Consider the following 13,787-nt stretch of genomic DNA (forward strand, 5'->3'; position numbering starts at 1 on the left):
CGTCGGTACGCAATCGCGTCGGTACGCGCGGCGCCGGGGTGCCGCTGTCACCCGTTCAGGCGGCACCCCGTCAGCGCCGGGCTGCGCGACCCACCCTGACGGCACCCGAGGCGCCGGGTGCCCCTCAGTCGTGCCCGGGCACCCTCGCCGCCCCCTCGGCCAAAAGTGAGCCGCAGGGTGTGGCACAATGGCTAGCTGTACTCGACAGCCGCACAGGACCCCTCTCTCCTCCGGCTGACGCGTCCATCGGGCACTCGGGTACCGCAACCCCACGCGGCAGTCTCGCCGTGCCCAACCACGTCAAATCCAGGAGAATCCACTCCCGTGGCAGTCAAGATCAAGCTGAAGCGTCTGGGCAAGATCCGTTCGCCTCACTACCGCATCGTCGTCGCCGACTCCCGCACCCGCCGTGACGGCCGTGCGATCGAGGAGATCGGCAAGTACCACCCGACCTACAACCCGTCGGTCATCGAGGTGGACGCCGACCGTGTGGCCTACTGGCTGGGTGTCGGCGCGCAGCCGACCGAGCCCGTCCTCGCCATTCTGAAGAAGACCGGCGACTGGCAGAAGTTCAAGGGCGAGCCCGCCCCGGCTCCGCTGCTGGTTGCCGAGCCGAAGAAGGCGCGCCCGTCGTTCGAGGCCCTTGGTGGCGACGACGAGGGCAAGGGTGAGGCGATCACCCAGAAGAAGAAGGCGGAGAAGAAGGACGAGGCTGCCGCCGAGTCCGAGTCGGCCGAGGCCTGAGCATGCTCGAGGAGGCTCTCGAGCACCTCGTGAAGGGCATCGTCGACAACCCTGACGATGTGCAGGTCGCCTCGCGCAACCTGCGTCGCGGGCGTGTGCTCGAGGTCCGGGTCCACCCCGACGACCTCGGCAAGGTGATCGGCCGCAACGGCCGCACCGCACGCGCTCTGCGCACCGTCGTGGGCGCCATCGGCGGCCGGGGTGTCCGCGTCGACCTCGTCGACGTGGACCACGTCCGCTGACGCCGAACGCAGCACCGGCTCGGGCCGGGGAGGGCCACTGGGCCGTCCCCGGCCCGACGTCGTGATGACAGGAGAACTTCGAAAGTGCAGCTCGTAGTCGCGCGGATCGGCCGCGCCCATGGCATCAAGGGCGAGGTCACCGTCGAGGTCCGTACCGACGAGCCGGAACTGAGGCTCGGGCCCGGCGCCGTACTGTCCACGGACCCCGCATCGGCGGGCCCGCTCACCATCGCGACCGGCCGGGTGCACAGCGGCCGCCTCCTGCTGCGCTTCGAGGGCGTCGCCGACCGCACCGCGGCCGAGGCCCTGCGCAACATCCTCCTGATCGCCGAGGTCGACCCGGACGAGCTGCCCGAGGAGGAGGACGAGTACTACGACCACCAGCTGATGGACCTGGACGTGGTCACCGCCGACGGCGTGGAGGTAGGCCGTATCACCGAGATCTCGCACCTGCCCTCGCAGGACCTCTTCATCGTGGAGCGGCCCGACGGCAGCGAGGTCATGATCCCGTTCGTCGCGGAGATCGTCGCCGAGATCGACCTGGAGGAGCAGCGGGCGGTCATCACCCCGCCGCCGGGGCTGATCGACGACCGGGCCGAGATCGCCTCCACCAGGGACGGGGACGACAGCGCATGAGGCTCGACGTCGTCACGATCTTCCCCGAGTACCTGGAGCCGCTGAACGTCTCCCTCGTCGGCAAGGCACGCGCGCGTGGACAGCTGAACGTACAGGTGCACGACCTGCGGGACTGGGCGTACGACCGCCACAACACGGTCGACGACACGCCGTACGGCGGCGGCCCCGGCATGGTCATGAAGACCGAGCCGTGGGCGGACGCGCTGGACTCCGTCCTGGCCGACGGCTACGAGACGGGCTCGCGCGAGCCCACCTTGATCGTCCCGACCCCCAGCGGCCGTCCCTTCACCCAGGAGCTGGCCGTCGAGCTCTCCGAGCGGCCCTGGCTGATCTTCACGCCGGCCCGCTACGAGGGCATCGACCGCCGCGTCGTCGACGAGTACGCCACCCGGATGCCCGTCCACGAGGTGTCCATCGGCGACTACGTCCTGGCCGGCGGCGAGGCGGCCGTACTGGTCATCACGGAGGCAGTGGCCCGCCTGCTGCCCGGCGTCCTGGGGAACGCCGCCTCGCACCAGGACGACTCCTTCGCGCCCGGCGCCATGGCCAACCTCCTGGAGGGCCCCGTCTACACCAAGCCGCCCGAGTGGCGCGGCCGGGGCATTCCTGATGTGCTGCTCAGCGGGCACCACGGCAAGATCGCCCGTTGGCGCCGCGACGAGGCGCTCAGGCGTACGACGGCCAACCGGCCCGACCTCATCGAGCGCTGCGACCCCAAGGCCTTCGACAAGAAGGACCGCGAGATGCTCTCCATCCTGGGCTGGATGCCCGACCCGGAGGGGGAGCGGTTCGGCCGATTTTGGCGCAGGACCGAGGGCGTGGAAGAATAGGTCGCTGTTGTGCGTCGTCCGGCGTGCGCCCCTGCCACAGGGGGACACGACGCCCGCCCCGACACGGACAGCATCCTCATGAAACACCTAGCTCCCGCCTATGACCTGTGGCATGGGCGAAGAAAGCAGACGAAATGTCTCACCTGCTCGACTCCGTCGACGCCGCGTCGCTGCGCAGCGACGTTCCGGCCTTCCGCCCGGGCGACACCGTCAACGTCCACGTCCGCGTCATCGAGGGCAACCGCTCCCGTGTGCAGCAGTTCAAGGGCGTTGTGATCCGTCGCCAGGGCGCCGGCGTGCGCGAGACCTTCACGGTCCGCAAGGTCTCCTTCTCCGTCGGCGTCGAGCGCACCTTCCCGGTGCACACCCCGATCGTGGAGAAGATCGAGCTCGTCACCAAGGGTGACGTCCGCCGCGCCAAGCTGTACTACCTGCGCGAGCTGCGCGGCAAGGCGGCGAAGATCAAGGAGAAGCGCGAGAACTGAGCGCTTCAGGGGGCTCGCCCCCGCGGGGTCCAAAGCGGGGCCGGATAACATCTGGCCTCGATGGACACCGAAGCACAGCCGACGGAGCGCGACCGCTCCTCCCGCCCTTCCGACTCCGAGGAGACCTCGGACACACAGGGGCCGGGGGAACGGTCGCGCTTCGCGTTGGTGTCGCGGATCGCCGAGTGGCTCCCGGGCGGGCGTATCAGCCTGACGCTGCTGGTCTGCATGGCGTTCCTGCTGCTGCTCAACACGTTCGTCCTGCGGCCGTTCCAGATTCCCAGCGGATCCATGGAATCCGGATTGAGGATCGGCGACCGCGTTCTCGTAAATAAGTTGGCGTACCGTTTCGGTGCCGAGCCGCGGCGCGGCGATGTTGTCGTGTTCGACGGAACTGGGTATTTCGGGGATGCCGACTACATCAAACGCGTTGTGGGTGTGGGGGGAGACCATGTGGTCTGCTGTGACAAGGAGGGGAGGATCCAGGTGAACGGCCGGTCGGTCGACGAGTCGACGTTTCTGTACCCCGGTGACAGTCCGTCCAGGGTGCGCTTCGACATCGTCGTGCCCGACGGCACCCTGTTCGTCCTCGGCGACCACCGCAGCGAATCCAGCGATTCCCGCGACCGTCTGGGCTCGCCCGGCGGTGGCATGATCCCGGTCGACGACGTCATCGGCCGCGCCGACTGGATCGTATGGCCGACCGCGCACTGGACCCGCCTGCACCGTCCGGACGCCTACGCGCGCGTGCCTGCCGCCGAGGAGGGCGCGCATGGGTAACCGTGGCAAGCCCCGCGGCGTGCCCAGCAGCCCTGCCGACAATCTGCTGCCCACCGGTGCCCGGCGCGCCGCCAGCCCCGCCGGCGGTCGTACCCGCGCGGAGCGGCGCCAGCTCCAGCGCAAGGTGAAGCGGCGCCGCAGGCGCTCCGCGATGAAGGAGATACCCCTCCTCGTCGGCGTCGCGGTGCTCATAGCGCTCGTCCTGAAGACGTTCCTCGTCCAGGCCTTCGTGATCCCGTCCGGCTCCATGGAACAGACGATCCAGGTCGGCGACCGCGTCCTGGTCGACAAGCTCACCCCCTGGTTCGGCTCCAAGCCGCAGCGCGGGGACGTCGTCGTCTTCAAGGACCCCGGTGGCTGGCTCAACGACGAGCAGACGACGGTGAAGAAGGAGGATCCCGTCGTCGTCAAGCAGGTCAAGGAGGCGCTCACCTTCATCGGCCTGCTGCCGTCCGACGACGAGAAGGACCTCATCAAGCGCGTCGTCGGCGTCGGCGGCGACCGCGTCAAGTGCTGTGACACGCAGGGGCGGGTCACCGTCAACGGCGTTCCCCTGAACGAGGACTATCTGTATCCCGGCAACGCCCCCTCCAAAGCGGAGTTCGACATCACCGTCCCGCAGGGACGGCTGTGGGTGATGGGTGACCACCGAGCCGACTCCGCGGACTCCCGCGCGCACCAGGACCAGGGCTACAGCGGCACGGTCTCCGAGGAGGAGGTCGTGGGACGGGCCATGTGGATCGCCTGGCCGCTCGGTCACTGGACCTCCCTGGACGAACCGAAAACGTACGCGTCCGTGTCCGACTCGGCGACCGGGTCGACCGCGTCCGCCCAGCTGTCGCATAGGGTTGCTTCCGACGATTCGAACGGAACGATCCAGCTCCCGAGCCCTGCGGAACTCCCGCTCGTTATGGGAGTGGTGGGCCTGCGCCGCGTATGGGGCAGGCAGCGGCACACAGTAAGGAGTTGGCGTGGGGGATGTGGCGGTTGGCGCACGATCCGGGCACGACGGCGAGGAGCACCGCGGACGCCCCGTGGACGCGGCCGACCCGGCCACGGACGGCGCCGTGACCTCAGGGAATGACCTCGGACCGGACGGCTCCGGCGGAGGGTCGGGCGAGCAGCCCCCGACCGGCGGCCAGGAGTCGGGCGGGGCTTCCTCCAAGCCGAACAAGCAGCGCTCCTTCTGGAAGGAGCTGCCGATCCTGATCGGCATCGCGCTCGTCCTCGCGCTGCTGATCAAGACGTTCCTGGTACAGGCGTTCTCGATCCCCTCCGACTCGATGCAGAACACCCTCCAGCAGGGTGACCGCGTCCTGGTCGACAAGCTCACGCCCTGGTTCGGCTCCGAGCCCGAGCGCGGCGAGGTGGTCGTCTTCCACGACCCCGCCAACTGGCTGGCGGGTGAGCCCACTCCCGACCCGAACGCACTGCAGACCTTCCTGAGCTGGATCGGCCTGATGCCGTCCGCGGAGGAGAAGGACCTCATCAAGCGCGTCATCGGCGTCGGCGGTGACACGGTCGAGTGCAACGGCACCGGCCCCCTGAAGGTCAACGGCAAGGCACTGAGCGAGGCGTCCTACGTCTACGCCGGCAACACGCCGTGCAGCCAGGACGACCAGGGCGGCCAGTTCAAGGTGAAGGTCCCCGAGGGCTTCATCTGGGTCATGGGCGACCACCGGCAGAACTCCCGCGACTCGCGCTACAACCAGTCCGACAAGAACCACGGCATGGTCCCCGTCGACCAGGTCGTCGGCCGCGCCATCGTGATCGCCTGGCCGGTCAACCGCTGGGACAACCTGCCGGTTCCGGACACCTTCGAGCAGAACCTGAGCGCCCGCTCCGCCGCGCTGACGGTCGCGCCGCAGGGGCTCGCGCTGGCCGGTGCGGTGCCGCTGGTGCTGTGGCGCCGGCAGCGGATCAAGGCGGCGGAGAGCCGCTGACCGGGCGAGGCGCCTTGCCGCAGGCCTGAAGGGGCTGAAGGCCGGCGCCTTGGGAAAGCTTTGCCGAGCGTGTGACCTCGCCCGCTCGGGAGGGGCTGCCCGGTGTCGGTACCGCCGGGTAGGGTGCGGACCCATGGGTGGCGAGAGCACGATACGTACGGCGCCGCGTGACAGCGGCGCGAGCAGGGGCCCGGCGGGCAGCCGGACCGGACAGCGGTTGTCCGGGCTGGCCGTGGCGCTGGGCCTGGTGCTGTTCCTGGGCGGCTTCGCCTGGGGAGCGGTGGTCTACCGCCCGTACACCGTGCCCACCGGTTCGATGGTGCCGACGATCGGCGCGGGCGACCGGGTACTGGCCCAGCGGGTCGACGGCGCTGAGGTACGCCGTGGTGACGTCGTCGTGTTCACCGACAAGACCTGGGTGACCAACGCGCCCGTCGTCAAGCGTGTGGTCGCCGTCGGTGGGGACACGGTCGCCTGCTGCGCCGACGGCAAGCTGACCGTCAACGGCAAGAAGATCGACGAACCGTACCTGGCCGGGCACGGCCCGGCCGAGATCAAGAACTTCCCGACGGTGACGGTGCCGAAGGACAGGCTCTTCCTGCTCGGTGACGAACGCAGCGGCTCCCTGGACTCCACGGCCCACCTCACGGACGCCGCCGGCGGCACCGTGGCGCGCAGTGCAGTGTCGGCCCGGGTGGACGCCGTCGTATGGCCCATGGACGGCATGCTGCAGCGCCCCGCCGGCTTCGGGGAACTCGGCGCGCTGTCGTCGCCGGGGCCGCTGCGGACGATCGTCGCGCTGATCGTCCTGGGCGGTGTGCTGGTGATGGGCGGGGCGGCGTACGGGCCGATCGCCAACCGGCTGGCCAAGCGGCCGACGCCCCGGACGGAGCCCGCGGGTGCCCGCTGAGGCGGTGGGCGTGGGGAACGAGCCGTACGACGGGACGGAGGCGGGACAGACCCCGTACGGCGACTCGTACGACGGTGGGCTGCGCAAGGTCGCCCGCGTGGTGCTGCTCGACCCGCAGAACCGCATTCTGCTGCTGCACGGCCACGAGCCGGAGGATCCGGCGGACGACTGGTGGTTCACGCCGGGCGGGGGCGTCGAGGGCGACGAGAGCCGTGCGCAGGCCGCGCTGCGGGAACTCGCCGAGGAGACGGGCATAACAGAGGTGGAACTCGGTCCCGTGCTGTGGCGGCGGATGTGCTCCTTCCCGTTCGCGGGCCGCCGCTGGGACCAGGACGAGTGGTACTACCTGGCCCGTACGACGCAGACGGCGACCAGGGCCGTCGCTCTCACCGAACTGGAGAGGCGCAGCGTCGCCGGAGCGCGCTGGTGGACGTGTCAGGAACTTGCCCGAGCACATGAGACGGTGTATCCGACCAGACTCGCCGAGCTGCTGCGCACACTGCTCGACGAAGGTCCCCCCGCCGGGCCCGTGACCCTTGACCCCGAAATTGTCTAGGTGCTGACGGGACTGGCGCACAATGGTGGGATCGCACGGCTGAAGGGGAACATGCCATGAGCGCCGAGGACCTCGAGAAGTACGAGACCGAGATGGAGCTCAAGCTCTATCGGGAGTACCGCGATGTCGTCGGTCTGTTCAAGTATGTGATCGAGACTGAGCGGCGCTTCTACCTGACCAACGACTACGAGATGCAGGTGCACTCGGTCCAGGGTGAGGTGTTCTTCGAGGTGTCCATGGCGGACGCCTGGGTGTGGGACATGTACCGGCCGGCGCGGTTCGTGAAGCAGGTCCGGGTGCTCACGTTCAAGGACGTGAACATCGAGGAGTTGAACAAGAGCGATCTGGAGCTTCCGGGTGGTTAGCCGCCCTGTGGGTGAGGTTCACCCGGAGGGGTGAGGAAGTTATCCACAGTCGCGAACTTGTCCACCAAGATCCAATAGCTCGGTGAGCTGCCCTCAATGTTGGCGCCGGAGGTGGTGCCGACATGAGCACGAACACGAGCACGGGAAACGCACGCAGCGCACTGGGCAGGTACGGCGAGACGCTGGCCGCACGGCGGCTGGTCGAGGCCGGGATGACGATCCTGGAGCGCAACTGGCGCTGCGGCAGGACAGGCGAGATCGACATCGTGGCGCGGGACGGCGACGTCCTGGTCGTCTGCGAGGTCAAGACCCGCAGGACGGGTGCCTTCGAGCACCCGATGGCCGCGGTGACCCCTGAGAAGACCGAACGCCTCAGGGGCCTGGCGGAAAGCTGGCTCCACGCCCATGGCGGGGCCCCACCCGGAGGCGTCCGCATCGACCTGGTGGGCGTCCTCCTGCCACAGCGCGGCGCGCCGGTGGTCGAGCACGCGCGGGGGGTGGCCTGACATGGGGTTCGCTCGTACGTGCTCGGTGGCCCTGGTGGGCGTCGAGGGAGTCGTCGTCGAGGTCCAGGCGGATCTGGAACCGGGAGTGGCGGCGTTCACTCTGGTCGGGCTGCCCGACAAGAGTCTGTCGGAGAGCCGGGACCGGGTGCGGGCGGCCGTCGTGAACTCGGGTGGCGAGTGGCCGCAGAAGAAGCTGACCGTCGGGCTCAGCCCCGCATCGGTGCCCAAGGCGGGCAGCGGCTTCGACCTGGCCGTCGCATGCGCCGTCCTCGGCGCCTGCGAGCGGATCGATCCGCGGGTCCTCGCCGACATCGTGATGATCGGAGAGCTCGGCCTGGACGGACGGGTACGTCCCGTCCGGGGCATCCTGCCCGCCGTGCTGGCCGCGGCCGACGCGGGCTACGAGCAGGTGGTCGTCCCGGAGTGCGCCGCCGCCGAGGCGTCGCTGGTGCCGGGCGTGTCCGTACTGGGAGTGCGCAGCCTGCGCCAGCTCATCGCCGTCCTCGCGGACGAACCCGTACCCGACGAGGAACCCGAAGCGCAAGGCCGCCCGGATCCGCTGCTCGCGGGTCTGCGGGTGCCGGGGACGGGCGCGGCCACCGGCATGAACAGCATGGGCGCCGCCCAGCCCGACCACGGGCACGATCTCGCCGACGTGGTCGGCCAGATCTCGGCGCGTACCGCCGTGGAGGTCGCTGCGGCGGGCGGGCATCACCTGTTCCTGGAGGGACCGCCCGGCGCCGGCAAGACGATGCTCGCGGAGCGGCTGCCGGCCATCCTGCCCCTGCTCACCAGGGAGGAGTCGCTGGAGGTCACGGCGGTCCACTCGGTGGCGGGGCTGCTGCCTCCGGGCAAGCCCCTGATCGACGTGGCCCCCTACTGCGCCCCGCATCACTCGGCGACGATGCAGGCGCTCGTCGGCGGAGGCGCCGGGATCGCGCGGCCCGGTGCGGTGTCGCTCTCCCACCGAGGCGTCCTCTTCCTGGACTTTTCCAACCGGCCTTCAGGTGTCCGTGTCACTCGTTTGGGTCCTTCCTGTGGTCATCCCGTTCCGGTTAACCGACTGCCTCCGTTCCTTTCAGCACGTAGAAGGGAACACGCGGGGAGGCATGGGTGGCGCGGAGCCGGGTGGTACTCGACGACCTGAGAGTCCAGGTACTGAAGCGGTCCGGCGGCGGACTGTCGTACACGATCGTCTGTCCGGACTGCTCGGTCGATGAGGAAGCTGATGGCTATCTCAGGCCGTTCGAGGGGTCGGGGACGCAGAAGACCTATGCCTACTCCTTGGTGGACCACTTGCGGTGGCGGGTCCGTGAGGGGCTGACCACCGAGACGATCACGTTGCTCGATCTGAAGCGGTACATGGGTGCGGTGGGGGCAGAGGTGCCTATGCCCTGGGGGCAGCCGTGGCGGGTGCCGCCGCAGCGTCCCTACGGAGCCTCGGCTCTCCAGGTCGCGGCCGCATGCCTAAAGGGCTTCTACCTTCACGTCTGTGCCAGCCGGGGTGTGAACGAGGAGCTGCGGGCGGTGCTCGCGGTGGAACGGCTCCCGACGAAGGTGGACCGCAGTCGAGCCTTCTTGGGCCATGTGAAGAAGTCGATGCCGTCCAACCCGCTGGCGCCGAAGCGGCCGCCCCGCAGGCGGCATCCGAAGATGTTGCCGGAGGGTGCCAAGCCGGAGCTGGCCGAGGCGGTGAACACCGCCCGGGACGAGATGGTCGTGCGGTGGCTGTCCGACACGGCGCTACGGATCGGCGGGCTGACGGGGCTGCACCTGGTGGACCTGCATCTGCGGGAGAACGCGGCCTGCAACGAGTGTCAGAGTCCTCATCTGCATGTCTGTCACCGGTGGGGCAACCCGAACCGGTCGGCGGCGAAGATCAAGCCGGACTGGAAGATGGTCGATGGCGTGATCACCGGCGGGGAGATCTACCGCGCCAGCCCCGCCATGATCAGCTCCTACTTCAAGTACATGACGACGGAGTACGCGAAGTACGCCACAGGCCACGGCATGCTGCTGATCCAGCTTGCCGGGCCGAACGTCGGCGAACCCTGGAGCGCGGACGCGGCCCGCGGGATGCTGCGTCGCGCCGGCCGCCGGGCTGATCTGCCCGGCAGGGTCACGCCGAAGGCCTTTCGCCACCAGATCACCAACGACGTCCTGGACGTCACCGACGGCAACTCGATGGTGGCCAAGGTGGTCGGCAACTGGGCATCGGCGCAGATGGTCGACGGGGTCTACGGGCACCCGGACCTGCACTCGCCCCAGTTCACGGCCGCGCTGCAGAGCGTCTGGGGTGAGGAGGAGTGACGGCCCAGCCGCTCACGCTTACCGTCAGCTCTGCTGCGAAGACACGCACGGTCTCGGACCGGCTGGAGATTCTCCATGCGCTGATCGCGGCTCCGACTTTCGACCCGGTCTTCCGTGACGACGTCATCCAGGTTGCCCCTGACCACCCTGTCTACGGCTGGAACTGCCGGGTCCCCGGCTGCGAGCGGAGCCGCAACGCGTTCCTGGACTTCTGCGGCGAACACACCGCCGAATGGAACGCGGTGCAGCGCGTCGGCAATGGCATCGTCGAGTTCCTCAGCAAGGCCCAGCCCCTGAAGGTCCGGGGCGGGCGGAACCTTGACTCATGCGTGATCTGCTCGCACGCGCCGGCCTACAGCGGTGATGGCCTGTGCTTCCTGCACGCCGGAAACCTCGTGAAGTGGCGGAGCCGACAACGCCGCCAGGGGAAGCCCTGCGACTTTGAACTCTGGGCAGATGATCAGCTGCCCTACCCCGACTTCGGCCAGTGCAAGGTGGTGGCCTGCGGTCGGGCCGGAGCTCACTGGATCGGCTTGTGTCACCACCACCTTGAACGTTATCGCCGGGAAGGAAGTCCCGGTGGAGCCGAGAAGGTGAGGAACTGGGGCAAGCGCTCGCGGGAACTGTCGCTTCCCGTCGCCGTCACCTACACGGACCAGGTGCTCTTCCGGCGCTGGTGCACGCAGAGTGAGCCGATCGGCCGGATGGACGGCATGCTGTCGCTGCTGGGCCTGAGGCCTCTGGTCCGGGCGGAGATCAAGTGGACGCTCTTCCACCACGCTCAGTCCCCCGAGGAGGGCGCCCGCTGGTGTCTCAACATCGTGCAGCAGTTGGCGACCCAATGCCGCCGCCAGGACGTCAATTCACTGGCAGACCTCGACCTTGAGCAGTGTCCCCAGCATCCGTCCAAGGTCGCCCAGAGGATGCTGCACCACCTGCGGGTGGTCTACTTCAGTCGGCAGGACACCAAGGACGCGGGCTACATCGAAACCGCCCATTACGGGGTCCGACTCACCAACCACGGCAGCTACGTCGACATCTCCAACGTCAGTCAGCGCTGGCTCCGTGATCTTCTCTGGGACTGGATGGATACACGGCTGACGACCGACCCGCCCCGAAGTCGCCAGCCCTTCGACCGCACCCGGCGCGGATGCGTCGAACTCAGCGCCTATCTGGAAGCCCAGGCCCCGGGCGGCGGACACGATCCCACCATGCTGACCAAGGACCACATGGTCGGCTTTGTCGCTGACCAGCGTCATCGGGCCGAGCACGGGCTGAAGCCGCTCGGAGTCCACCACACCGTTCGCCGGCGAGGTCCCCAAGCGGCTGCGGACGTCACCAAGCTGCAGGTGTCCCGGATCTTCGGTGGCGCGCGGCTCATCCTGCGCAACGCTTTGGACTCTGGAGAAGCGCAGCGGATCGGACTCGACCGGATCTTCATCGTCACCCTCCCGCACGGCGGGGGCGGGAAGGCGGGCCGCCGCAGACCGTTCTCCGACGAAGTGGCGCGGGCACTCGCCAACGAACAGAACCTCAAATGCCTCGATGAGATGGACCTTGAGGACCGGGGACTGCGTGACTCCTGGGAAGCGATCGTCACTACCGGTCGCCGCGCCAGCGAGGTACTCGAACTGCGCTTGGAGTGCATCGGCCGATACAAGAACCTCCCTCTTCTCTGGCATGACCAGACCAAAGTGGGCAACGTGGACGAGGGAATCCGCATCTCGGAACGGCTCTACCAGCGCATCCAGGCCCGACAGGCCAAGACCGTGGCCCGCTTCGCTCAACGCCACGGACGCCAGCCCGCCGACGCCGAACGGCGCACTCTGGCTCTGTTCCCACGGCGGACGACCAACCGCACCTTCGTCAAGAGCGTGAGTTACGGCTGGTATCGGACGCTGTTCAGCGAGTGGGTGAGCACCCTCAACATCGGTCACTCCGTGTCGCACCAGGCCCGGCACACTCTGGCCACGAACCTGCTGAAGGCCGGCGCGAACCTCACGCACGTCAAGCGCTACCTGGGCCAGGTCTCCGACGCGATGGCCGAGCACTACGTCCACCTCGCCAACACCGACCCGATGCTCGACCAGGCCCTCCAGGCGATCTGGGTCGCGGGCCCGGGAGCGGCCCAGCCCGGCCTCATCCTGTCCGAGGGCGAACCCATGAGCCGCGAGGAGGCCGAGGCCCTGGCCATCGACCTCACCCGCCGGTCCACGCCTGCCGAAGGCGGCTTCTGCACCTTCCAGCACGTCGTCGACGGCAATGCCTGTCCGTGGAACCTGGACTGCCACAACTGCGACAAGTTCGTCATGTCCGGCGCCGACCTCGTCTACTGGCACCGCAAACGCGACCAATGGCGCACGCTCGCCGAACGCGCACCCGACCCGAAGGTGGCCGACTACCTCCACGAGCTCTTCGAACCCACCGCCCGCGCCATCGCAGGGCTCGAGAGAGCCCTGGAGGCCGTCGGACTCCTTGACGAAGCCCTCGCCCTCGACTTGCGCCGGCCACAGGACTACTTCGGACGCGTCTGGGCCACCGCCTTCAGGGCAGAGGAACTCGCTCGCCATGCCGACCTGCAGGCCACCGACAACGAGTACGGCACCGACCACATCGACGACGCCGAAGACAACGAGGACAGCGCATGAACGTCGCCGCACGCCGCCAACTGGTCACGGCACTGATCCGCAATACCCCGGCCGAGAACGTCCGCCGCGAACTGCGACACACCCCCAGCGCATCGGCTGAGCACTACGTCCGCTCCGCGGACGCCGCCGAGCCCGACGATGACGAACAGGACCCGGAGACGCGATGACCGCCGGGTCCAGCCAGACTGCGGCGGCCGTCGCTGCCCGCCGCCGACAGACACAAGAGAAACTCGCCCGCATCGAGAAGGCGATCAGTCAGCTCCGGCGCGAACGCGGCCGGCTCACCGTTCGCGGAATCGCTGAACGGGCGGACGTCTCGTCCACATTCCTCTACGAGAACGCGGAAGCTCGAACGATCGTCCGTCAGGCGGTCGCCGCCAGCAAGAGCAGACACGACCGGCTGACCGAGGACAAACACGAGCAGATCGAAGCATCGTGGCGCGAGCGGGCACTGAATGCCGAGGCGGCACTCACCCGCACCCAGCAAACGGTCTTCGCCCAGCGTCAGCAGATTGGCGAGCTCATGGGCCAGCTCCGAGACGCTGAGCAGATGGTCCCCGGCGAGTCCGTCCAGGCCCTCACCACCGAGAACACCACCCTGAAGCGACGAGTTCAGCAGCTCGCACGAGAACACCGCTCGCTACAGGAACGGCTGGAAGGCGCCCGCTCCAACAACCGCTTTGCCGAGAAGCGCATTGCTGACCTTGAGGTCCAGCTGCTCGAACTTCAGCAAAAGCCCTGATCTGAAAGACCTGGCCGGTCCGCCCGATCAACGTCCCGGACGCCTACGCGACGCATCAATCCAGTTCATCACCAATACGGACACTCGTCG

The 13,787-nt window shown here is 68.5% G+C and carries 16 protein-coding genes and 1 pseudogene; all 17 read left to right on the top strand.

Annotated elements, in window-relative coordinates; all coding sequences use genetic code 11:
• The first annotated feature begins 324 nt into the window (after positions 1-324).
• The 17 genes and pseudogenes from rpsP (at position 325) to EJ357_RS33090 (ending at position 13,697) form a co-directional block, all read left to right on the top strand.
• The gene (gene rpsP / locus EJ357_RS33015) at positions 325-744 is read left to right on the top strand and encodes a 30S ribosomal protein S16 (protein WP_030048919.1); all 420 of its coding nucleotides are present in this window, start codon (positions 325-327) and stop codon (positions 742-744) included.
• A 2-nt stretch (positions 745-746) separates the two neighbouring features.
• Positions 747-986, top strand: coding sequence for an RNA-binding protein (locus tag EJ357_RS33020; protein ID WP_003973401.1), 240 nt, complete (start codon positions 747-749; stop codon positions 984-986).
• Positions 987-1,070: 84 nt separating this feature from the next.
• Positions 1,071-1,622 (top strand): ribosome maturation factor RimM, encoded by a 552-nt coding sequence (rimM, locus tag EJ357_RS33025; protein ID WP_126395364.1) that lies wholly within the window; start codon positions 1,071-1,073, stop codon positions 1,620-1,622.
• A complete protein-coding gene (gene trmD / locus EJ357_RS33030) occupies positions 1,619-2,452 on the top strand; it encodes a tRNA (guanosine(37)-N1)-methyltransferase TrmD (RefSeq protein ID WP_126395365.1) in 834 nt (277 codons plus the stop codon). The genes rimM and trmD overlap by 4 nt, the downstream gene beginning before the upstream one ends.
• Before the next feature lie 134 nt (positions 2,453-2,586).
• Positions 2,587-2,937, top strand: coding sequence for a 50S ribosomal protein L19 (rplS, locus tag EJ357_RS33035; protein ID WP_018531094.1), 351 nt, complete (start codon positions 2,587-2,589; stop codon positions 2,935-2,937).
• 60 nt (positions 2,938-2,997) lie between these two features.
• Complete coding sequence (lepB, locus tag EJ357_RS33040; protein WP_126395366.1) at positions 2,998-3,717, top strand: signal peptidase I; 720 nt, start codon at positions 2,998-3,000, stop codon at positions 3,715-3,717.
• On the top strand, positions 3,710-4,801 hold the full coding sequence (lepB, locus tag EJ357_RS33045) for a signal peptidase I (protein WP_126395367.1): 1,092 nt from the start codon (positions 3,710-3,712) through the stop codon (positions 4,799-4,801). Before lepB (EJ357_RS33040) ends, lepB (EJ357_RS33045) begins: the two co-directional genes overlap by 8 nt.
• The gene (gene lepB / locus EJ357_RS33050; protein ID WP_126395368.1) at positions 4,689-5,660 is read left to right on the top strand and encodes a signal peptidase I; all 972 of its coding nucleotides are present in this window, start codon (positions 4,689-4,691) and stop codon (positions 5,658-5,660) included. The genes lepB (EJ357_RS33045) and lepB (EJ357_RS33050) overlap by 113 nt, the downstream gene beginning before the upstream one ends.
• Before the next feature lie 133 nt (positions 5,661-5,793).
• Positions 5,794-6,570 carry a signal peptidase I gene (gene lepB, locus EJ357_RS33055; protein WP_126395369.1) on the top strand — a complete coding sequence of 259 codons (777 nt, stop codon included), beginning with the start codon at positions 5,794-5,796 and terminating at the stop codon, positions 6,568-6,570.
• A gap of 10 nt (positions 6,571-6,580) precedes the next feature.
• On the top strand, positions 6,581-7,126 hold the full coding sequence (locus tag EJ357_RS33060) for an NUDIX hydrolase (protein ID WP_407698531.1): 546 nt from the start codon (positions 6,581-6,583) through the stop codon (positions 7,124-7,126).
• A 56-nt stretch (positions 7,127-7,182) separates the two neighbouring features.
• Positions 7,183-7,491 (top strand): DUF2469 domain-containing protein, encoded by a 309-nt coding sequence (locus EJ357_RS33065; protein WP_003965949.1) that lies wholly within the window; start codon positions 7,183-7,185, stop codon positions 7,489-7,491.
• Between the two features lie 122 nt (positions 7,492-7,613).
• Entirely contained in the window at positions 7,614-7,997 is a 384-nt protein-coding gene (locus EJ357_RS33070) for a YraN family protein (RefSeq protein WP_126395370.1), read from the top strand.
• Between the two features lies 1 nt (position 7,998).
• A pseudogene (locus EJ357_RS33075) lies at positions 7,999-8,989 on the top strand (YifB family Mg chelatase-like AAA ATPase); the annotation flags it as partial.
• 121 nt (positions 8,990-9,110) lie between these two features.
• Positions 9,111-10,307, top strand: coding sequence for a site-specific integrase (locus EJ357_RS33080; RefSeq protein ID WP_126395371.1), 1,197 nt, complete (start codon positions 9,111-9,113; stop codon positions 10,305-10,307).
• Positions 10,304-12,955, top strand: a complete 2,652-nt coding sequence (locus EJ357_RS33085; RefSeq protein ID WP_126395372.1) for a tyrosine-type recombinase/integrase — start codon at positions 10,304-10,306, stop codon at positions 12,953-12,955. The genes EJ357_RS33080 and EJ357_RS33085 overlap by 4 nt, the downstream gene beginning before the upstream one ends.
• The gene (locus tag EJ357_RS48535; RefSeq protein ID WP_175647605.1) at positions 12,952-13,122 is read left to right on the top strand and encodes a hypothetical protein; all 171 of its coding nucleotides are present in this window, start codon (positions 12,952-12,954) and stop codon (positions 13,120-13,122) included. The genes EJ357_RS33085 and EJ357_RS48535 overlap by 4 nt, the downstream gene beginning before the upstream one ends.
• A complete protein-coding gene (locus EJ357_RS33090) occupies positions 13,119-13,697 on the top strand; it encodes a DUF6262 family protein (RefSeq protein ID WP_126395373.1) in 579 nt (192 codons plus the stop codon). Before EJ357_RS48535 ends, EJ357_RS33090 begins: the two co-directional genes overlap by 4 nt.
• Positions 13,698-13,787 lie beyond the last annotated feature (90 nt).

Source organism: Streptomyces cyaneochromogenes (assembly GCF_003963535.1).
GTDB lineage: Bacteria > Actinomycetota > Actinomycetes > Streptomycetales > Streptomycetaceae > Streptomyces > Streptomyces shaanxiensis.